This is a genomic window from Kosakonia sp. MH5 (assembly GCF_009935945.1).
Taxonomy (GTDB): domain Bacteria; phylum Pseudomonadota; class Gammaproteobacteria; order Enterobacterales; family Enterobacteriaceae; genus Kosakonia; species Kosakonia radicincitans.
This window is the reverse complement of the sequence record NZ_QODH01000002.1, coordinates 419510-440898: the sequence shown is the minus strand read 5'-3', so window position 1 is coordinate 440898 and position 21389 is coordinate 419510. Positions and strand designations below refer to the sequence as shown.

The window sequence follows — 21389 nt, the reverse complement described above, 5'->3', positions numbered from 1 at the left end:
TGTTATAAGTTAGTGATCGGAGCCACAGTTTGCCGGGCGGCAACAGAGTGGCGGCGCACCAACGTGGGCATAAAGCAGTGCGACGCCTGCAGATCCAGCTTCCCTGCGGCTCCCAGCAGAGCCAGCTCAGTAGCAAGGCGCGCCATTGACGCCACCGGATAGCGCACAGTCGTCAGTTGCGGATCGGTGTAACGGGCGATGGGAATATCATCGAAGCCAATCAATGATAAATGCTGCGGCACCGCAATGCCGTTATCTTTCAGCGCCGTCAATGCCCCTGCTGCCATGCTGTCGTTGTAGGCGAAGACAGCGGTGAGTTGCAGATTGCGACCAAGCAGCTCAACCATTGCCGCTTCCCCGCCCTGCATATCCGGCGAACCAGTGCCAACCCAGCTATCCGGCGCCACAATCCCCTGCTCTTCCAGCGCGCGGAACCAGCCGTCACGGCGCAGATCGTTGTCTTCAATATGGTGGCTGGACGCCAGATAGCCGATGCGCTGATGACCATTATTCAGCAACATGCGGGTTGCCATTACCGCCCCGCTGACGTTATCAAGGCAGACGCAGCGGTGGGCATATCCTGGTACTAACCGGTTGATCAGCACCATGCCCGGAACCTGCTCCATAAAGCCTGCCAGCTCCTCATCGCTCAACGCTTTCGAGTGAACAATCAGGGCGTTACAGCGCTGGCGGATCAGCACTTCAATAGAGTGGCGCTCCTTTTCGGCTTCATGGTAACTGTTGCCGATCAGCACATATTTGTCGTGCTGCTGCGCGACGGTATCCACCGCTTTGACCAGCGCGCCGAAGAAGGCATCCGAGACATCCATCACCACCACGCCGATGGTATCGCTCACCTGCGTGGCCAGCGCCTGCGCGTTGGCATTCGGGCGGTAACCAAGCTGGGCGACCGTTTTCATCACCGTCTCACGCGTATCCTGGCTTACCAGCGCGCTATTATTCAGCACGCGGGAAACCGTCGCGACGGAGACGCCCGCATGACGGGCAACGTCACGAATGGTGATCATTTTCACCCACCTTTTCTGGATTGCGGCTGTTCACACTCACCCCCTGGGTTAAGTAAGGAGGCTATTCTGGCAGTCGGTGCGGGAACGCTACGTGAGTGACTTCACATGAATGGAAACGGTTACATCCATTTTGTTAATGATTGTGATCGGGATCGTTATCTGGATGTGCGTTCTAATGATGTCCCTGAAGCACGAGCGGTTAATTGCCGCCACAACCACTCCAGGGGCCCCTGGCGGAAATGTTTAAGCCAGAATACGGAGAAGAGGATGTTGACCGCCCATACCACCGGCACAAACGCCAGCAGTTGCAAACGGTTAAACTTCATAAACAGACCAAGATGATTAAACAGCGTGGTGCAGATCAGGGTTTGCAGCAGATAGTTACTCAGCGCCATTCTGCCAACGCAGGCAATCGCGCTCACCAGTTTACTGCCGCAGATTTGCGGCCAGAACCCCCACGCCAGCGCGGCATAGCCAATCGCCTGCATCGGGCCGCCAAGTTCTCGCGGCGCCTGTAAAAAGAAAGCGCACCAACGGTAGGACCAGCCAAGCTGCCACTGCGCAACAATGGACGGAATGTTGATCAACATACCAAGCCCAATCAGCAGTGCGCCAACGCGCCGGTAGTGACGAAGAGTGAACTGCCCTCTCAGCCAGCCGCTACGCATCAGAGCCGCCCCCAGCAGCATCATGCCGGCCAGTTGCCAGCCGTATTGCGCCCCCAGCGCCAGCAGCGTATTCGACAGCATATCCGCGCGGTTACTGAGCGCCTCCGTAAAGCTGCCGCTGGTTTTCCACCACATTTCATACTGCACATTGGCGGCATCCGGCAGCCAGGAGCGGTTAGGCGTACTGCCCGAAATGGCACCCAGCAACAGCAGTACGGCGATACCAATCAGATACAGCACCACGCCGGTATTGAACATCGTCTTCACGCTGTGCGCGTCGCGGATCATCCGCCAGGCAATCAGCCCTACTAGCCCGTAGGCCAGCAGAATATCGCCATCCCAGAAAAAGAGGCCATGTAGAAACCCGAGAATAACCAGAAGCGTCAGGCGCGACTGGATCCAGCGTTTACCGCGCGGCAGCAACATTTGCAGCCCTGCGCCGAACAGAATGGCGAACAGCGAGAGAAATTTCACCTGAGCGAACAGATCGAGCAGCGCCCATGTCCAGGCATCGCGCTGCGTGATGTCGCCATACCAGGCGGGATTCAGGTAGGCCGCCTTCGGCAAACCGAAGGCGGTAATATTCAGCAGCAGAATACCAAGAATGGCGATGCCACGAACAAAATCCAGCGTGACATTTCTCTCCATGTCTGGCTCCCGGCGAATCAGTTGCTGTGGCGTACGGCGCGCAGGAACTCCTGGCGGGTATTCTGGCTGGACTTAAACAGCCCGCCGAGCGAGGTGGTGGTAGTGGCACTGGTGGCATCACGAATGCCGCGAGCTTTAACGCAATAATGCACAGCATCAATGGATACTGCGACATTGTTGGTACCCAGCAGCGTTTGCAGCGCCGTCAGGATCTGCTGCGTTAAACGCTCCTGCACCTGCGGGCGCTGGGCGAAAAACTGCACGATACGGTTGATTTTCGACAGACCAATGACCGACTCTTTCGGAATGTAGGCCACCGTCGCTTTGCCATCGATAGTCACAAAATGGTGCTCGCAGGTGCTGGTCAGCGTGATATCACGCACCGTCACCATTTCATCCACCTTCATTTTGTTCTCAATGACAGTGATTTTCGGGAAATTGGCGTAATCGAGGCCGGAGAAAATTTCATCGACATACATTTTGGCGATGCGATGCGGCGTTTCCATCAGGCTGTCATCATTCAGATCGAGATTAAGTAGCTGCATAATCTCGGTCATATGCCCGGAAATAAGACGCTTACGGGTTTCGTTATCCATTTCGCGCACCGGGGGGCGCAGCGGTGTTTCCAGGCCGCGGGCGACCAGAGCCTCGTGAACGAGCGCCGCTTCTTTACTGAGTGATGACATATTATTTTTTCTCCTGCAGGTGTGGCATGCTTCGCCAGTTACGGCGAAGTGAGCGAACATTGTGCGTGAGGTCGCGCACATAATCCAGCCCTGGTCGTGATAATTATAGAAATCGTTATTGCCTTTCAGGCGCTACGTTTCCATACCAGTACGCCGCCGATCAGCAGCGCAATCGCCGCCACACCGAGCGCTGGTTCAAGGCGATGCGTCAGCCAGGTGGAGAGCGCCGACGTCATCGGGCCAACCAGTTGCCCCACGGCATAGCCGGTGGTCAGCAGTCCGGCCATATAACGTGTGTGATCGGGTGCAAGCTCTCGCCCATACAATAACGAAAGCTGTACCGCGCAGAGAAACCCGCCGCCGACCAGTAACGCACCGCACACCAGCCCGCTCATGCCAGGCAGCAACCAGGCGGCCAGCACGCCAGCGCCCTGCAACCACAACACGATCGCCAGCCGTTGGTGGCTGTGTCCCACATGACGCAGCAGGATACCGAGCGCAATCCCCACCACCGCTGCAGCACCGAATACCGGCCAGACAAACTGCGCGAAAAGGCTGCCGGGAAAACGCAACGCAGCCATTTGCGACAGAAACGTCGCGGGAAGAATATAACCGAATCCGGCAAGGCTGTAGCTCCACACCAGCCGTTTCAGATTTGCCGTCAGTTGCAGCGGCTGCGGTTGTGTTCCGACACGGTGCCACTCGCCAGGGCGCGGCAGATAGCGGGCGATCAGCGCCACCAGCAGCAATGCCAGTACGCCATACACCTGCCAGGCGGAAGCCGCACTTAAGCCTTTCGCCTGAATCGCCACCGCCAGCAGGCCGCTGATGGCAATCCCCGCGCCGGGGCCGGCAAACACTGCCGCGCTCAATCCCGGCTTACCGGCATGCGCCAGCCGCTCATTACTCCAGGCAGCGATCAACACCATCGCCCAGCCGCTCATCGCGCCAATCACCAGACGTAACACACCGTGAACCAGCACGTTATCCGCTATAGCAGAGAGAAACGTCAGCGCAACCGCGCCGCAGATACCAAGCCACAGGCGCAGCTCGATATGCCGCTGGGCGCGCATCGCATCCCAGGCGCCAAGCAGATAACCAAGGTAGTTAATGGCGGCAACCAGCCCGGCGCTGGTCAGCGTGAGCTGCCCGTCGCGGATCATCAACGGCACCTGCGGGGTAAACGCAAAGCGGCCAATCCCCATCGCCACCACCAGCACAATAAAGCCGCAGAACGCTACTCGCTGCGCCATCGCCTCTCCGAATGTTAATAATAAGTTGTATTTATGATGCAACAGGTTAAATGGAGGCGAAAGTGAAAGTTACTCAGCTAAGGGAATAATCTGTATGATACCAGGATGTTACTTATTTTTAACCGTGAATACCTGAGGAGCCCCGCATGGAAATGCTCGAAGAGCACCGCTGTTTCGAAGGCTGGCAACAGCGCTGGCGTCACGACTCCGCCGTACTCAACTGTTCAATGACCTTTAGCATCTTTTTACCACCGCCGCGCAGTGTAACGCCGCCGCCGGTGCTGTTCTGGCTCTCCGGCCTGACCTGTAATGATGAAAACTTCACCACCAAAGCGGGCGCACAGCGTGTCGCGGCAGAACTGGGAATTGTGCTGGTGATGCCGGATACCAGCCCGCGCGGCGATACAGTGCCCGACGTTGACGGCTACGATCTGGGCAAAGGCGCAGGCTTCTACCTCAATGCCACGCAACAACCGTGGGCAGCGCACTACCGGATGTATGATTATCTACGTGACGAGTTACCGGCGCTGATCCAGGCGGAATTTAACGTCGGCCCGCGTTGCGCCATTAGCGGCCATTCAATGGGCGGCCATGGCGCATTGATAATGGCGCTGAAAAATCCGGGGCGTTATACCAGCGTGTCAGCGTTTGCGCCGATTGTTAATCCGTTGCAGGTACCGTGGGGACAGAAAGCGTTCACGGCGTATCTGGGCGATGACGCCGCGTTGTGGCGTGAGTGGGATAGCTGCGCGCTGATGCTGGAAAGCACAGAGGCCAATGCGATCCCGACGCTTATCGATCAGGGCGATAACGATCAGTTCCTTGCCGATCAACTGCAACCGGCACGGCTGGCGGAAGTGGCGCGGCAGAAAAGCTGGCCGCTGACGCTGCGTATCCAGTCCGGTTACGATCACAGCTACTTCTTTATTGCCTCCTTTATTGAAGATCATCTGCGCTTCCATGCCCAGCATTTGCTGAAATAACGGCAACCCCGGCGCTAACTGCTGTCGGGGCTTTTCCTGTCAGAAACGGTAATCGACGGCAATAAAGTCGCGGAGACCATCTTTGAGATTTTGTACCAGCTTGTGTTGCAGATCTTCTTGCTTAACCACGCTGACACTGGCGGGCGAGAACTTTTGACAGGCAAAAAAAAGCCCTCATAACGAGGGCTAAAAGAGTGAATTTATTTGCTAAGGCGTTCCGGGAACTCCATTTCACTATAGCGTACGAAACGGGTGCCTTTGGTCCATTTGTAACCAAGCCAAATCACCAGGAACAGCGGGATACCAATATAAGTAGCCGCAACCGCGCCCCAGTCGATGGAGTCGGCGAGAAACGCCTGATAATTCTGCCCGAGGGTGATGATCAGACAGAGCACGAAGGCAAAGATCGGCCCAAGTGGGAAGAAGCCGGAACGGTATGGCAGATCATTCAGCGAGTGCCCCTGCGCTACGTAACCGCGACGGAAGCGGTAATGGCTGATCGCGATACCGAGCCAAGCGATAAAGCCGGTCATCCCGGAGGTGTTCAGCAGCCACAGGTAAACGGTCTGATTGCCGAACATCGAGGTCAGGAAGCACAGCCCGGCGATCACCGTAGTGGCATACAGCGCGTTACGCGGCACGCCGCCCTTCGACAGTTTGGCGAAAATACGCGGCGCTTTGCCGTCGCAAGCCAGGGTATAAAGCATACGCGTAGAAGCGTACATACCGGAGTTACCCGCAGAAAGCACCGCCGTCAGGATCACCGCATTCATTACCGCCGCCGCAGAGAGCAAACCAGCATGTTCGAACACCAGCGTGAACGGGCTGACGCTGATGTCTTTTACATCATTACGCAGCAGGCTGGGATCGGTATATGGAATGATCAGGCTGATAATCAGGATGGCAAATACATAGAACAGCAGAATACGCCAGAACACCTGGCGCACCGCGCGCGGAATGTTTTTCTCAGGATTTTCAGATTCGCCCGCCGCAATACCAATCAGTTCGGTGCCCTGGAAGGAGAAGCCGACAATCATCGCCACGCCAATCATCGCCGAAAAACCACCGGCAAATGGCGCATCGCCAATCGTCCAGTTGCTCCAGCCCGCCGGTTTATCGCCCTGGAAGATACCGACGATCATCATCACGCCAACCACGATAAAGATAATGACCGTGGCGACTTTGATCAGCGAGAACCAGTATTCCGCTTCACCAAAGCCTTTTACTGAGATGTAGTTAAGCAGGAAGATCACCGCCAGGAACAGCGCGCTCCAGATCCAGCCTGGCGTATCCGGGAACCACCAGGTCATCACCAGTTGCGAGGCCACAAGGTCAACGGCAATGGTGACCGCCCAGTTGTACCAGTAGTTCCAGCCCAGCGCGAAGCCAAAGCCTTCTTCAACGTATTTTTGACCATAAGTGGAGAATGAACCCGAAACTGGCATATAAGCGGCGAGTTCGCCGAGGCTGGTCATCAGGAAATAGACCATCAGGCCGATCAGAATATAGGAGAACAGCGCCCCGCCAGGACCAGCTGAAGAAATGGTCGCCCCTGATGCGACAAACAAACCCGTACCAATGGAACCGCCAATGGCGATCATCGTCAAATGACGCGCCTTAAGTTCACGACGAAGCGTGGGCGCTTCTGTGGTTTTAATTTCGGAAACCATAAGAAAATGCTATCCATCCAAAAAATGAGGCGCGATTGTAGCAAACGAAACGCCCCCCTTCCGGTATAAAACACGTCATATTAGAGAGCTTCATGATAGGCGGCGAATTATAAGTAAAGCAGTGAATGGTTGATGTTGCGAGCCTGTCGGCAGGCTCGCTGTCATCAGAGAGAGCAATAGCTAATAAAGCGCTGTAATGCGCTGGAGAGGTGTTTCTGGCGATGATGGATGCGCCACAGCGTGCGTACCAGGCGCGGCAACGGAATGGGCACCTCCACCAGCGAACCGCTTTCCAGTTGTTCGGCAATCACGCGGCGCGACAGGCAACTAATGCCCAGCCCGTGACGTACCGCATGTTTGATGGCTTCCGAGTTGCCCAACTCCATGCCGAGATGAAACTGCGGCAGGTGCGACAGCAGTAAATAATCCACAAGTTCCCGCGTACCCGAACCACGTTCACGCAGGATCCACGGCGCGGCAGCCAGTTGCTCCAGCGTAACCGGCCCCTGCAATAACGGCGAGGAAGGCGGCGCGAAGACCACCAGTTCATCCTCCAGCCACGGTTCGGCAATAATCTCCGCGGTGTGGCACGGGCCTTCAATCAGACCAATATCCACACGGAAATCGGCTACCGCATTGATCACATCCTGGCTATTGCCGACGCTCAGCTCCAGCGGTAAATCGGGGAAATCGCGACGGTAGCGGGCAATCACTTCCGGCAGAATGTAGTTACCGATGGTACTGCTGGCAAAAACGCGGATGGCACCGTTATCTTCGCGAAACAACTGCTCAATTTCCGTTGCCTGCTCCAGCGCTGCCAGCGCACGCGGATAGAGCAGTCGCCCGTGTTCGTTCACCACCAGCCGCTTACCGACGCGGTCAAACAGTTGCACGCCAAGCTGCCCTTCCAGATCGGTAAGCGCAGCACTCACCGCCGACTGGGAGAGCGCCAGCATCTGCGAAGCCTGTGTGGTGGAGCCGCTTTTCAGCACTTCGGCGAAGACTTCCAACTGACGCAACGTTATATGCATAGAGGTTACTTACCACTTATAAAGATTGATTATAAATATATAATCAATTTTACCTTTAAGCCAGCGAGCCTTACCCTTTTATCCAGCAAAAGGAGAAGGTTATGACTGAAATCACACTACAGACTCACCGTCATCCGGCCTGGCGTTTTATCCCCGGCCTGTTACTCAGCGGTTTCATTACGGGGCTCGCCCTGTGGCTTGGCGCTATCCCGTCGGTAGCAGGTATGGGATTAAGCGCCCTGACGCTGGCGATCCTTATCGGTATGGTTATCGGCAACACGCTCTACCCTGCCCTGCATACGCAATGCGACAGCGGTGTACTGTTTGCCAAACAGCATCTGCTGCGGCTTGGCATTATTCTGTATGGCTTTCGCCTGACGTTTTCGCAAATTGCTGATGTCGGCGTAAGCGGGATTGCCATTGATACGTTGACCCTCTCCAGCACCTTTTTGCTGGCCTGCTTCCTTGGGCAAAAAGTCTTTGGGCTGGATAAAAAAACCAGTTGGTTGATTGGCGCTGGTAGCAGTATTTGCGGGGCCGCCGCCGTGCTGGCAACAGAGCCGGTGGTCAAGGCCGAGGCCAGTAAAGTCACCGTTGCCGTAGCGACCGTGGTGATCTTCGGTACGCTGGCGATCTTTATTTACCCTGCACTTTATCCGCTGCTGGGTCAGTGGTTCAGCCCGGAAACCTATGGCATCTGGATTGGCTCTACCGTGCATGAAGTGGCGCAAGTGGTTGCCGCCGGGCATGCCATCAGCCCCGATGCTGAAAACGCGGCAGTGATTGCCAAAATGCTGCGCGTCATGATGCTGGCTCCCTTCTTATTACTGCTGGCGGCACGCATCAAACAACTCAGCCCGCAGGCAGGCGCAGAAAAAAGTAAGCTGACGATCCCGTGGTTTGCACTTGGCTTTATCGCGGTAGCGGTGTTTAACTCGTTCCACCTGCTGCCCTCTTCCGCAGTGAATGCGTTGAACACGCTGGATACTCTGCTGCTGGCGATGGCAATGGCGGCGCTGGGGCAGACCACGCACATCAGCGCGCTGAAGAATGCCGGTGCGAAACCGCTGGTAATGGGATTACTGCTGTTTGTCTGGCTGATTGTCGGCGGCGGCGCGATTAATCTGGTCGTTCATCACCTGATGGCATAAACCACTACATGCCAGCCCTGGAGACCCGCTATTATTGACGTTTTCCCCTGGCGGGTTTTAACAGGAGTTTTTATGAAATACATTGGTGCGCATGTGAGCGCCTCGGGCGGCGTAGCGAATGCCGCCGTCCGCGCCGCTGAAATCGAGGCAACGGCTTTTGCGCTGTTTACCAAGAACCAGCGCCAGTGGCGTGCCGCGCCGCTGAGCACGGAGGCCATCGACGAATTCAAAGCCGCCTGCGAAAAATATCACTACACGCCCGCACAGATCCTGCCGCACGACAGCTACCTGATCAACCTCGGACATCCGGTGGCCGACGCGCTGGAAAAATCCCGCGAGGCCTTTATTGACGAGCTGACGCGTTGTCAGCAACTGGGACTGACGTTGCTGAACTTCCATCCTGGCAGCCATCTGATGCAGATCCCGGAGGACGAGTGCCTGGCGCGTATCGCCGAATCCATCAATATCGCGCTGGCGCAAACCGAAGGGGTAACCGCGGTGATTGAGAACACTGCGGGCCAGGGCAGTAATCTTGGGTTTAAGTTTGAACATCTGGCGGCGATTATTGATGGCGTGGAAGATAAATCCCGCGTCGGCGTCTGCATTGATACCTGCCACGCTTTTGCCGCAGGTTACGATCTGCGTACGGAGCAGGCAACGGCAGAAACATTTGCTGAATTTGAGCGTGTGGTTGGCTTCAAATATCTGCGCGGTATGCACCTGAACGATGCGAAAAGCGCGTTTGGCAGCCGCGTTGACCGCCACCACAGCCTTGGTGAAGGTAATATCGGCCACGATGCGTTTCGCTGGATTATGCGCAATGAGCGTTTCGATGGCATTCCGCTGATCCTCGAAACCGTCAACCCGGATATCTGGGCGGAAGAGATTGCCTGGCTGAAAGCGCAACAAGACGCTGACGCCGCGGCATAAATCGTGCTGCGGGACGCCCCATTGTCTGATGGCGTTTCGCTTATCAGCGTTGCCAGTTGGCGACAGCAAATTACGCCATAAAAAAAGGCCGCTTAGCGGCCTTTTTTACTCATTACGTTTTATGCAACTTTCGCAACCACTTCCGTTTCCGGACGTTTCAGGAAGGCATACACCAGACCTGTCAGCAGCGTACCGGCAACGATGGAGAGCAGGTAACCGAGAACCGGCGTAATCGCACCCGGGATCAGCAGTACAAACAGACCACCGTGCGGTGCCATCAGTTTTGCACCAATCGCCATTGAGATAGCACCTGTCAGCGCACCACCGGCGATACAGCACGGGATCACACGCATCGGGTCACGAGCCGCGAACGGGATAGCCCCTTCAGAGATAAAGCACAGGCCGAGAACCAGCGCCGCTTTACCACCTTCACGTTGACCTTTATCGAACTTGTTACGCGCAACCAGCGTTGCTAAGCCCATTGCCAGCGGCGGAACCATACCGGCCGCCATAATGGCTGCCATCGGCGCGTAAGTCTGGGTACTCAGCAGACCCACCCCAAACGCATAAGCCGCTTTGTTCACCGGACCGCCCATGTCGGTACACATCATACCGCCGAGGATTGCGCCCAGCAGAACAGCGTTTGCCGTGCCCATGGTTTGCAGCCAGGAAGTCAGACCGGCCAGGATTTTCGCAACCGGCGTACCGATCAGGTAAATCATCGCCAGACCGACAATCAGGCTGGAGAACAACGGAATGATCAGAATCGGTTTCAGCGCTTCCATACTCGGTGGCAGCTTCAGACCTTTACTGATGGCTTTTGCCAGATAACCGGCGAGGAAACCGGCGATAATACCACCGATAAAACCGGAACCGGTGCTTACCGCCAGCATCCCGCCAATCAGACCCGGCGTCAGGCCCGGACGGTCAGCGATAGAAAAGGCGATGAAACCCGCCAGTACTGGCACCATCAGCGCGAATGCCGAACCACCACCGATTTTCATCAGCGCAGCCGCCAGCGTGCCTTCTTCTTTAAACGCGGTGATACCGAAAGCGAAGGAGAGTGCGATCAGCAAGCCACCCGCGACCACCATCGGCAGCATATAAGAGACGCCGGTCAGCAGGTGACGATAAGCGCCCGCGCCCTCTTTTTTCCCTTCCGAACTTTCGGACTGAGCCTGACCTGACGGTTGATAAGGCTTCGCTTCCGCGACGGCTTTATCTAGCTCCTGAGCCGTTTTCTTCAGCGCCAGACCCGTTGTGGTGCGGTACATCGGTTTACCCGCAAATTTTGCCAGGTCAACTTCAATATCGGCGGCAACCACGACCAGATCGGCTTGTGCCACCTCTTCCGGCGTGATGGCATTGCCTGCACCCACGGAACCACGCGTTTCCACTTTCACCCACCAGCCGCGTTTTTTTGCTTCGGTTTCAATGGCTTCTGCGGCCATAAAGGTGTGCGCCACGCCGGTCGGGCATGCGGTAACCGCAACGATGCGTTTCGGGCCATTGCTGGCAACTGGCGCAGCCGCTACCGCTGTCGGCGCAGTGTAAAGCGCGGCATGGTTTTTCGCTTCGCTGAGGAACAGATCCGGGTGTGCCACTGCACGATTGATATCGCCCAGCCACACTTTTTTCCCGCTGAGCGCACTGTCGTTTGGCAGTTGACTACCCAGCACAATCGCCAGTTCCGCTTCGCCAGGGTTTTCGATGAATTGCAGATTTGCTTTCTGCGCCGCCGCACCCAGTAAGGTCTTCGCCATATAGGCGCGGGCCTGTCCGAGTTCGGAGTCAATAATCAGCAGCGTTTTCATTATGCCTCTCCTGCTGTTAGTTAAAGGGTTTTAAGTCAACTCGCGCCATCATCGCGGCTAACTGGGTACGGTCGGTAATACCTACGTTACTCTGACTAACCGCCAGTGCAGCAACAGCGGTAGCCAGGCGTAATGTATGTTCACTGGACTCACGCATCAGCAAGCCATAAATCAGGCCGCCAACCATTGAATCCCCTGCGCCAACGGTGCTTACCACTTCCATTGACGGCGGTTTGGCAATCCATTCCCCTGAAGCGTTAACCCACAGAGCCCCTTCTGCGCCCAGCGAGATCACCACGTGGGCGATCCCCTGTTCGCGAAGCGCGTGAGCGGCTTCAATAACATCCTTCAATTCAGGTAATTTGCGGCCCGCCCAGATTTCCAGCTCGCGGCGGTTTGGTTTTACCAACCACGGCGCGGCTTTCAGGCCAGCCACCAGCGCATCACGGCTGCTATCGAAAATAATGCACGGGCACTGGCTGCGCAGGCGCGTCATCCAGTCGGTAAAGGCTTCCGGGCTAACGCCGGATGGCAGGCTGCCGCTGACGCAGACCATGTCGAACTGACCCAGCCAGGTCAGTGAGTCGTTGACAAAACGCTCCCAGTCAGCCGGAGTCACTTCAAAGCCGGAGAAATTGAAATCGGTCACTTCACCGTCTTTTTCCGTCAGCTTCACGTTAATGCGGGTACGTCCGGCAACCACCTGGAAACGGTTGGCAATACCCAACTCGCTGAACAGTTGCTGAAAACCATCCTGGTTATCCTTACCAAGGAACCCGCCAACGGTCACGTCAATGCCAAGATCTTTCAGTACCTTCGCAACGTTGATCCCTTTACCCGCCGCATGCAGGCCGGTAGTGCGGACCAGGTTCACTTCGCCGCGTTCAATTTCCGGGGTGAACCCCACCAGATCATAGGCCGGGTTCAGGGTAATAGTGGCAACACGTCTGCTCATTTACGCGCCCTCCCCAAGACCGGCAGCGATGGCTTCGCCTATCGCTTTCAGCGCCTGTTCAGCATCACTGCCCTGCGCCGTGAAACGCAGGCGATGCCCTTTTTTCACGCCCAGCGCGACAACTTTCATCAGGCTACGGCCGTTTGCCGGTTTACCGGTGCCGTCGAGGTTCGTCACGGTAATTTCGCTGGTAAATTGCTTGATGGTGTTGACCAGCATGGTGCCCGGACGGGCGTGCAGGCCGTGCTCGTTACGCACCACAAACTCATCGCTCAGCACATCGCCAACCAGCGCATCATCGCTGGTCAGCAGCGCCAGCAGCGTGGCCGCATCAGCATTCAGCAAGCTGTCAGCTTTGTTTTCTAACAGCAGATCGCTCAGGCGCTTCAGCACGGCAACAGGCTGCTCATCAGCCATTGCAACGCTGACCAGCAGCGCAGCTTGCTCACCTTCGACGTCGAACGGGGTTTCCGCGCGGCTTATCGCCACGGCGCTCAGCAAATTGCCTTCTGCGCTATCGTTCAGCCAGATGCCCTGACCAAGGTTCAGCGGTTTCTCATTAATCGCACGCGTAACATAAGCCGCGTCAACCGCACCGGCTTCTTTCAGACGCGCCGCATTCAGCGCCTGCAGTGTCAGCAGATCGCTTGCTGCAACATCAAGGGTTAAGGTGTCGTTATCCAGCTTCAGCGCCTCGCTCTGTTTCTCGCCCATCAGCAGAGCACGCAGCTCTTCAGCCGTGGTGGCGGATTGCAGTTGCGCAGCGACGTCATCATCGCTCAACACATGCGTCAGCTGACGCAGCAGGCCGAGGTGCTCATCGGAACTTGCAGCAATCCCGATAGCAACGTAGGCAACCTGGCCCTCGCTCCACAGAATGCCCTGCGGGAACTGGAACACTTTGACGCCGGTTTTCAGCACCTGGTCGCGCGTGTCGGTCGTGCCGTGCGGAATGGCAATACCATTGCCAAGATAGGTGGAGGTTTGCAGCTCGCGCGCCAGCATGCCATTGACGTAGCCATCAGCTACATTGCCTGCTGCTGCCAGCGCTGCTGCGATCTGGCGGATAGCCTCTTCTTTATTACCGGCCTGCTGGCCCGGATGGATGTCCTGAACGGATAACTGGAACATGTAACCCCTCTCTCGCTGATATTGAATCGTTTCAGCTAACTTGAGAAATAAGGCGCCATCACTCTGGTTCAGATATTACGCGATGACGCTGAAACGTTTCATGAAATCTTCACCTTTTTACTCCAGCAATCAAGAAATCTCTGAATTTGCGTTGCAGAATTTAGAGCTACTGCACATTTCATCATCGCGTTAAGCGAATTTGCTGAAGTGGATTTGAATTTCAGCACCGAAGTTTCAGCTTCATTCAGCTTTGATGAGAATGATTTGAAATGGCGTTTTGATTTTTCGTGGCAAATGTTGCTTAGCAGGCTGTGCTTTTTTAGCGCAACGGCGTAAACTCCGCGTCTCACTATTGGATCTCATGAAAAATGCAAAACTCTCCCGCCGCCGCCAGACCCGGCACGTTTGATTTTACATCGACGGCGTTCCTGATTGTCGCGTTCCTGACCGGCATTGCCGGTGCCCTGCAAACCCCCACGCTCAGCCTGTTTTTAACCAACGAAGTGCAAGTCCGCCCGGCGATGGTTGGTTTCTTTTTTACCGGCAGCGCGGTGATTGGCATTCTGGTCAGCCAGTTTCTTGCCGGACGTTCCGATCGCAAGGGCGATCGGAAGTCGCTGATTGTGTTCTGCTGCCTGCTGGGCATGTTGGCCTGCGTGCTTTTCGCCTGGAACCGCAACTACTTTGTTCTGCTGTTTGTCGGCGTGTTCCTCAGCAGTTTTGGTTCCACCTCCAACCCGCAGCTTTTTGCTCTGGCGCGTGAACATGCGGATCATACTGGTCGCGAGGCTGTGATGTTCAGCTCCATCCTGCGTGCGCAGGTCTCGCTGGCATGGGTGATTGGTCCGCCGATCGCTTACGCGCTGGCAATGGGCTTTGGTTTTACGGTGATGTATCTCTGCGCTGGCGCTGCGTTTATTGTCTGTGGCGCCATGGTGTGGCTGTTTTTGCCCACGATGCGCAAAGAACCCAAACTGAATTCGGCCGTGCTGGAAGCACCGCGCACGCATCGCCGCGATACACTTTTGTTGTTCGTAATTTGCACGCTGATGTGGGGCACTAATAGCCTGTATATCATTAATATGCCGCTGTTTATTATTGATGAATTGCATCTGTCGGAGAAACTGGCAGGGGTGATGATGGGCACTGCCGCCGGGCTGGAAATCCCGACCATGCTGATTGCGGGTTACTATGCGAAGCGTTTTGGTAAACGTTTTTTAATGCGCGTCAGCGCGGTTGCCGGGATCTTTTTCTATGTCGGGATGCTGACGGTGCATACGCCAGCCCTCCTGTTAGCTTTACAAGTGCTGAACGCTATTTATATCGGCATTCTCGCCGGGATTGGCATGCTCTATTTCCAGGATCTGATGCCTGGTCAGGCGGGTTCAGCCACCACCCTTTATACTAATACCACGCGTGTCGGCTGGATTATTGCCGGCTCTCTGGCAGGCGTGGTGGCAGAAATCTGGGACTATCACACGGTGTTCTGGATTGCGCTGGCGATGACGCTGATAACCCAGCTCTGTCTGACGCGTATTAAAGATATTTAGGGCGCCGTCTGGCGTTCTAAATCGAGCAGGTAAACCATCGCATCAGCGCGATTCGAGCCGCACATATCGCGGCCCGGCTGCAACCCGGCGCACACTTTTGGGCGCAGCGGCGAAGCGAAGATTTTGCAACGCTGCTGTTCATCCAGCTGGACGCAGGGAGTGTTGGCCGGTTTACCATTGGGCATGCCGGGGATTGGGCTGGAGATGGACGGTGCGGTACAACACGCTCCACAGTCCGGGCGGCATTGCATAGTGGCTCTCTTTTTTGACGGCGCGCCGGGCTGGCGCGTACAGGGCGCAAACTACCATCTTTTGCAGCCCAAAGGCAAAACTCAGATTCCGCTTGCCTGGAATCCGCCGCGCGAGTAGTTTGTCGCGATATTTTTGTTATTTTAATCTCACAGGACCCTTGCAATGCCAAGAGCGAACGAAATTAAAAAAGGTATGGTGCTGAATTACAACGGCAAGCTGCTGATTGTGAAAGATATTGATATCCAGGCACCGAGCGCCCGTGGCGCAGCGACACTGTACAAGATGCGTTTTTCCGATGTCCGTACCGGGTTGAAAGTGGAAGAGCGTTTTAAAGGCGATGATATCCTCGATACCGTTACCCTGAACCGCCGCTTTGTTGACTTCTCTTACATTGATGGCAACGAATACGTGTTCATGGATAAAGAAGATTACACGCCGTATACCTTCACGAAAGATCAGATTGAAGAAGAGCTGCAGTTTATTCCGGAAGGCGGCATGCCGGATATGCAGGTTCTGCTGTGGGATGGCCAGCTGCTGGCGCTCGAACTGCCGCAGACTGTCGATCTTGAAATCGTGGAAACGGCTCCGGGCATTAAAGGTGCTTCTGCCAGCTCCCGTACCAAACCCGCCACCCTGAATACTGGCCTGGTTGTGCAGGTGCCGGAATATCTGACCACCGGTGAGAAGATCCGCATCCATATCGAAGAGCGCCGCTACATGGGCCGCGCTGACTGATCTCGTGTTGCCATGAAAAAAGCCACTTCAATGAAGTGGCTTTTTTTTGCCTGATGGCGCTTTGCTTTACATCAGAACGACATTACAGCAAATCGCGGAACAGGGTTTTCTTCAGCGCCAGCTCAACGCCGCGCACTTCCGCCATCCCTTTCAGACGACCAATCGCCGAGTAACCCGGGTTAGTTTTCTTGCGCAGATCGTCCAGCATCTGGTGACCATGATCCGGGCGGAACGGGATCGGGCGCAGATCGCCTGCTTTCTTGCGGCGCTGCTCTTCAGTCAGAATCGCTGCCACAACAGAGACCATATCCACATCGCCCTGCAAATGCGCAGCCTCGTGGAAGGTTTTCGGGTTATCTTCACGGCACGTTGAACGCAGGTGCGTAAAGTGAATGCGATCGCCGAAGGTTTCAATCATCCGCACCAGATCGTTATCAGCACGCACACCGTATGAACCGGTACACATGGTGAAGCCGTTATTGATGCTGTCGACAGCTTCTTTCAGCCACTGCATATCTTCAATAGTCGAAACGATACGCGGCAGGCCGAGGATTGGACGCGGCGGATCGTCCGGGTGAACCGCCAGACGTACGCCCACTTCCTGAGCAACCGGCACAATAGCGCGCAGGAAATAAGCCATGTTTTCACGCAGTTGCGCTTTATCGATACCATCATATTCCGCCAGACGCGCACGGAACTGATCCAGCGTATAACCCTCTTCGGCGCCCGGCAGACCGGCGATGATATTGCGTGTCAGCTTTTCGACTTCCGCATCGCTCATCGCGTTGAAGTAAGCCTGCGCCTGGCGCTGCTCTTCTTCGCTGTAGTCCGCTTCCGCGCCTGGGCGTTTCAGGATATGCAGCTCGAAAGCGGCGAAGGCGATCTGGTCGAAACGCAGCGCTTTGGAACCGTCCGGCAATTGATATTCAAGATCGGTACGCGTCCAGTCGAGGATCGGCATAAAGTTGTAGCAGACAGTATCGATACCGCAGGTCGCCAGGTTACGGATGCTCTGCTGGTAATTGGCGATCCAGGTTTCATACTGGCCGGAATGGGTTTTGATATCTTCATGTACCGGGATACTCTCCACTACCGACCAGGTCAGCCCTTTTTCTGCCAGTAGCGCCTGACGCGCCTTGATCTCCTCAACCGGCCACACCTGACCATTTGGGATATGGTGCAGCGCAGTGACCACGCCGGTTGCACCTGCCTGCCGCACATCGTCAAGAGATACCGGATCGTTCGGTCCATACCAACGCCAGGTTTGTTCCATCGCCTTACCCTCTAAAGTTGTTATACCAATACACATCATTGCATGACGACTACCATACATGTTTAGCTGGAAGGGTCAATTCCTCCCACAGCAATGATTGATCCAGCTCACATTCCCCGGATATTTAAGGCATACCAATTCTTTTTGCTGTCATATAACTTTACACTGCTGTTGTTAATTATTGGTTAATCAGGTGTATACAGATGAAGACTATTGCTTCCGCATTGCTTCCCGCCACGGTACAGCAACCTCAGTATGATCGCACACAGCTGCGCTCGCGAATTGTGCACTTCGGTTTTGGCGCATTTCATCGCGCGCATCAGGCGCTGTTAACCGACCGGGTGCTGAATACGCAGGGCGGTGACTGGGGGATTTGTGAAATCAGCTTATTCAGCGGTGATGTACTGATGTCGCAACTGCGCGAGCAGGATCATCTGTATACCGTGCTGGAGAAAGGCGCAACCAGCAACCAGCCGATTATTGTCGGCGCAGTCAATGAGTGTCTGAACGCAAAGCTCGATTCCCTGCCTGCCATCATTGAGAAATTTTGTGAGCCTCAGGTGGCGATTGTTTCGCTGACGATTACCGAAAAAGGCTACTGTATCGACCCGGCCAGCGGCCAGCTGGATCTGCACCAGCCACGTATTGAACATGACCTTCAACACCCGCACGAGCCGCATTCGGCGCCGGGCATTCTGGTTGAAGCGTTGTATCGTCGTCGTGAGCGCGGGTTGCCGCCATTTACTGTACTCCCCTGCGATAACATTCCCGACAACGGGCATATTGTGAAAAATGCGGTGTTGGGCATGGCAAACACCCGCTCACCGGAACTGGCGCACTGGATCGCGGAGAATGTCAGTTTCCCGGCGACAATGGTCGATCGCATTGTACCGGCAGCAACAGACGAATCGCTGGCGGAAATCAGCGATGTACTGGGCGTTTTCGACCCCTGCGCTATCAGCTGCGAGCCGTTTATTCAGTGGGTGATTGAAGATAATTTCGTCGCCGGGCGTCCGCAGTGGGAAGTCGCAGGCGTACAACTGGTGCAGGATGTGCAGCCGTGGGAACAGATGAAACTTCGTATGCTCAACGGCAGCCACTCTTTCCTTGCTTATCTGGGGTACCTGGCCGGTTTTGCGCATATTAATGACTGCATGCACGATGAAGCATTCCGCGAAGCAGCGCGTCGTCTGATGCTGGATGAGCAAGCGCCAACCTTGCGTATCACCGGTGTCGATCTGACAGCTTATGCTGACAGCCTGCTTGAACGCTTCGCTAACCCGGCGCTGAAACACCGCACCTGGCAAATCGCCATGGACGGTAGCCAAAAACTGCCGCAGCGCATACTGGACAGCGTTCGCGTCCATTTACAGCGGGAAAGTCGCTGGCCGCTGCTGGCACTGGGCATTGCTGGCTGGATGCGTTATGTCAGCGGCGTAGATGATGCCGGGCAGCCTATTGATATTCGCGATCCGCTGGCGGATAAAATTCACGCCATTGTCGAAACCAGTAACGAAACTGAGCGCGTGGCTGCGCTGCTGGCGCTGAAGGAGATATTCGGCAACGATCTGCCACTTAATCCGTTGTTTGTCGATGCCGTTGGCGATGCATGGCAAAGCATTGTCGCCCATGGCGCTCACGGCGCGATAAAACGCGTGCTCAGCGCTTAACAATTATTGCGATTTACGCGGATGGTTCGTGCTTTACACCGTCCGCGCCCTTCTCTTTTTTCATTTTTTTCTCCAGGATCACAAATTACCTACGTTTTATTGACGACTGGAGCTTTTGTGACCAAGACCAATCTCATTACTGGCTTTCTCGGAAGCGGCAAAACCACCTCTATTTTGCATCTGCTGGCGAATAAAGATCCGCAGGAGAAATGGGCAGTGCTGGTGAATGAATTTGGCGAAGTCGGTATCGACGGCGCATTGCTTGCCGACAGCGGCGCACTGCTTAAAGAGATCCCCGGTGGTTGCATGTGCTGCGTAAATGGTTTGCCGATGCAGGTGGGGCTGAACACCTTGCTGCGTCAGGGCAAGCCCGACCGTCTGTTAATTGAACCAACCGGGCTCGGCCACCCGAAACAGATCCTCAATATGCTGACGGACCCGGTCTATGAACCGTGGATTGACCTGCGCGCCACCCTCTGTTTGCTTGATCCACGCCAGTTGCTGGATGAGAAAGCACTTACTAATGATAACTTCCGCGATCAACTGGCGGCTGCCGACATCATTGTCGCCAATAAACAGGATCGCGCGACCATAGAGAGCCAGCAAGCACTGGAAGCATGGTGGTCCCGCTTCGGCGGCGATCGTCAGCGGATCAGCGTCACACAGGGCGCGATTGATGGCGCGTTGCTCGATCGCCCGCGCCGTAATCTGCGGGAACTCCCTTCCAGTGCTGCGCATGAGCATACGCACGGTGAGCGGAAAGGTCTTGCGGCGCTGAGCCTGCCAGCGCATCAACGCTGGCGTCGCAGTCTGAACAGCGGCCAGGGCCATCAGGCATGTGGCTGGATTTTTGATGAAGACACGGTGTTTGACACCATTGGCCTGCTTGAGTGGGTGCGCCATGCCCCAGTTGAGCGTGTCAAAGGCGTTATGCGCATACCGGAAGGCCTGCTGCGGGTGAATCGTCAGGGAGAGGATTTTCATCTCGAAACGCAGAATGTTGCGCCGCCGGATAGTCGAATCGAGCTAATTACCGCCTCAGAAGCGGACTGGAACACGCTTCAGTCCGCTTTGTTGAAGCTTCGTTTAAGTCAGGAGCACTAACGTTCCCCCTGTGTTTATTAAGAATCCTTAAGTAATGAAAACTCGTTTACCCTTGATTATTTTGCTGAACGCCATCGGGCTGGCGTTGTTTATGTGCTGGTATCTGCCTGTAAATCATGGTTTTTGGTTTCCGCTAGACTCGGCCATTTTCCACTTCTTCAACCGTGGGCTGGTAGAAAATCGTGCCTGGCTTTGGCTGGTGGCGCTAACCAATAACCGCGCGTTCGATGCCTGTTCGCTGGTCGCCATGGGCTGCCTGATGCTCTCGTTCTGGCTGCCAGCCGATCGCACCGGCCGTCGCCGTGTGGTAATCATTGGTTTGACCATGTTATTGATTGCTGTAGTGGTAAACCAGCTGGCGCAGCATCTGATGCCGGTACAACGCGCAAGCCCGTCCCTCTACTTTACCGATATTCACCGCGTCAGCGAGCTGCTCGATTTCCCGACCAAAGATGCCTCGAAGGATAGTTTCCCCGGTGACCACGGAATGATGTTGCTTATTTTCGCTGCGGTGATGTGGCGTTATTTCGGCAAAAAAGCATTTGGCATTGCCCTGATTATTTTTGTGGTTTTTGCCTTCCCACGCGTCATGATCGGTGCACACTGGTTTACAGATATTGCTGTTGGTTCGTTATCCGCCGTGCTGATTGGTCTGCCGTGGTGCCTGTTAACGCCGTTAAGCGATAAAATTATCGCTTTGTTCGATCGTTATTTGCCTGGAAATAACAAACTTTAAACAATCACCCAACATCAATAAATGCCATCCATTAGGGATCGTTTTCGATCCCTAATTCAAATCTGCCGCCTTTTCCCACTATTGTCATTTTCCTGTCATGGTAAACTGCATATGAATTAGC

The 21389-nt window shown here is 55.3% G+C and carries 19 protein-coding genes; 8 read left to right on the top strand and 11 right to left on the bottom strand.

Annotated features, from left to right (window positions below):
- Nucleotides 1-2 precede the first annotated feature (2 nt).
- The 4 genes from galS to DK872_RS08410 form a co-directional block, all read right to left on the bottom strand.
- The gene (galS, locus tag DK872_RS08425) at nucleotides 3-1028 is read right to left on the bottom strand and encodes an HTH-type transcriptional regulator GalS (RefSeq protein WP_007371172.1); all 1026 of its coding nucleotides are present in this window, start codon (nucleotides 1026-1028) and stop codon (nucleotides 3-5) included.
- Between the two features lie 155 nt (nucleotides 1029-1183).
- Nucleotides 1184-2344, bottom strand: a complete 1161-nt coding sequence (gene yeiB, locus DK872_RS08420; RefSeq protein ID WP_007371171.1) for a DUF418 domain-containing protein YeiB — start codon at nucleotides 2342-2344, stop codon at nucleotides 1184-1186.
- Between the two features lie 17 nt (nucleotides 2345-2361).
- Nucleotides 2362-3030 (bottom strand): GTP cyclohydrolase I FolE, encoded by a 669-nt coding sequence (gene folE / locus DK872_RS08415; RefSeq protein ID WP_007371170.1) that lies wholly within the window; start codon nucleotides 3028-3030, stop codon nucleotides 2362-2364.
- 125 nt (nucleotides 3031-3155) lie between these two features.
- Nucleotides 3156-4283, bottom strand: coding sequence for a YbfB/YjiJ family MFS transporter (locus tag DK872_RS08410; RefSeq protein ID WP_007371169.1), 1128 nt, complete (start codon nucleotides 4281-4283; stop codon nucleotides 3156-3158).
- Between the two features lie 146 nt (nucleotides 4284-4429).
- On the opposite strand from DK872_RS08410, the gene fghA reads away from it, so the two are divergent.
- Complete coding sequence (gene fghA / locus DK872_RS08405; protein ID WP_071921083.1) at nucleotides 4430-5266, top strand: S-formylglutathione hydrolase; 837 nt, start codon at nucleotides 4430-4432, stop codon at nucleotides 5264-5266.
- 200 nt (nucleotides 5267-5466) lie between these two features.
- Here fghA and DK872_RS08400 read toward each other — a convergent pair whose 3' ends face one another.
- Both DK872_RS08400 and yieE read right to left on the bottom strand, forming a co-directional pair.
- Complete coding sequence (locus DK872_RS08400) at nucleotides 5467-6936, bottom strand: amino acid permease (RefSeq protein ID WP_007371167.1); 1470 nt, start codon at nucleotides 6934-6936, stop codon at nucleotides 5467-5469.
- Between the two features lie 164 nt (nucleotides 6937-7100).
- On the bottom strand, nucleotides 7101-7967 hold the full coding sequence (gene yieE, locus DK872_RS08395) for a DNA-binding transcriptional regulator YeiE (RefSeq protein ID WP_007371166.1): 867 nt from the start codon (nucleotides 7965-7967) through the stop codon (nucleotides 7101-7103).
- Between the two features lie 101 nt (nucleotides 7968-8068).
- Between yieE and DK872_RS08390 the strand changes: the two genes are divergently transcribed.
- Both DK872_RS08390 and nfo read left to right on the top strand, forming a co-directional pair.
- Entirely contained in the window at nucleotides 8069-9118 is a 1050-nt protein-coding gene (locus DK872_RS08390; protein ID WP_161518226.1) for a YeiH family putative sulfate export transporter, read from the top strand.
- A gap of 72 nt (nucleotides 9119-9190) precedes the next feature.
- Nucleotides 9191-10048, top strand: a complete 858-nt coding sequence (nfo, locus tag DK872_RS08385) for a deoxyribonuclease IV (RefSeq protein WP_035888851.1) — start codon at nucleotides 9191-9193, stop codon at nucleotides 10046-10048.
- A 119-nt stretch (nucleotides 10049-10167) separates the two neighbouring features.
- On the opposite strand, the gene fruA is transcribed toward nfo, so the two are convergent.
- From fruA to fruB, 3 genes are read right to left on the bottom strand one after another with little or no spacing between them, the layout of a single operon-like run.
- Nucleotides 10168-11862, bottom strand: a complete 1695-nt coding sequence (gene fruA, locus DK872_RS08380; RefSeq protein ID WP_007371163.1) for a PTS fructose transporter subunit IIBC — start codon at nucleotides 11860-11862, stop codon at nucleotides 10168-10170.
- Nucleotides 11863-11878: 16 nt separating this feature from the next.
- Nucleotides 11879-12817, bottom strand: coding sequence for a 1-phosphofructokinase (fruK, locus tag DK872_RS08375; RefSeq protein WP_007371162.1), 939 nt, complete (start codon nucleotides 12815-12817; stop codon nucleotides 11879-11881).
- Nucleotides 12818-13948, bottom strand: coding sequence for a fused PTS fructose transporter subunit IIA/HPr protein (gene fruB, locus DK872_RS08370; RefSeq protein WP_007371161.1), 1131 nt, complete (start codon nucleotides 13946-13948; stop codon nucleotides 12818-12820). It abuts the gene before it with no gap.
- 368 nt (nucleotides 13949-14316) lie between these two features.
- On the opposite strand from fruB, the gene setB reads away from it, so the two are divergent.
- Nucleotides 14317-15498, top strand: coding sequence for a sugar efflux transporter SetB (gene setB / locus DK872_RS08365; protein WP_007371159.1), 1182 nt, complete (start codon nucleotides 14317-14319; stop codon nucleotides 15496-15498).
- On the opposite strand, the gene DK872_RS08360 is transcribed toward setB, so the two are convergent.
- A complete protein-coding gene (locus DK872_RS08360; RefSeq protein ID WP_035888848.1) occupies nucleotides 15495-15749 on the bottom strand; it encodes a YkgJ family cysteine cluster protein in 255 nt (84 codons plus the stop codon). The genes setB and DK872_RS08360 overlap by 4 nt on opposite strands.
- A 163-nt stretch (nucleotides 15750-15912) precedes the next feature.
- Between DK872_RS08360 and yeiP the strand changes: the two genes are divergently transcribed.
- Complete coding sequence (gene yeiP / locus DK872_RS08355; protein ID WP_007371156.1) at nucleotides 15913-16485, top strand: elongation factor P-like protein YeiP; 573 nt, start codon at nucleotides 15913-15915, stop codon at nucleotides 16483-16485.
- An 82-nt stretch (nucleotides 16486-16567) separates the two neighbouring features.
- Here yeiP and uxuA read toward each other — a convergent pair whose 3' ends face one another.
- The gene (gene uxuA, locus DK872_RS08350; protein ID WP_007371155.1) at nucleotides 16568-17758 is read right to left on the bottom strand and encodes a mannonate dehydratase; all 1191 of its coding nucleotides are present in this window, start codon (nucleotides 17756-17758) and stop codon (nucleotides 16568-16570) included.
- Nucleotides 17759-17961: 203 nt separating this feature from the next.
- Here uxuA and DK872_RS08345 point away from each other — a divergent pair, with 203 nt between their 5' ends.
- The 3 genes from DK872_RS08345 to DK872_RS08335 all read left to right on the top strand — a co-directional run bounded on the left by DK872_RS08345 (nucleotide 17962) and on the right by DK872_RS08335 (nucleotide 21268).
- Entirely contained in the window at nucleotides 17962-19428 is a 1467-nt protein-coding gene (locus DK872_RS08345) for a mannitol dehydrogenase family protein (protein ID WP_161518225.1), read from the top strand.
- Between the two features lie 117 nt (nucleotides 19429-19545).
- On the top strand, nucleotides 19546-20532 hold the full coding sequence (locus DK872_RS08340) for a GTP-binding protein (protein ID WP_071921087.1): 987 nt from the start codon (nucleotides 19546-19548) through the stop codon (nucleotides 20530-20532).
- Nucleotides 20533-20566: 34 nt separating this feature from the next.
- Nucleotides 20567-21268: a phosphatase PAP2 family protein gene (locus tag DK872_RS08335; protein WP_007371152.1), complete on the top strand. Its 702-nt coding sequence runs from the start codon at nucleotides 20567-20569 to the stop codon at nucleotides 21266-21268.
- The last annotated feature ends 121 nt before the right edge of the window (nucleotides 21269-21389 follow it).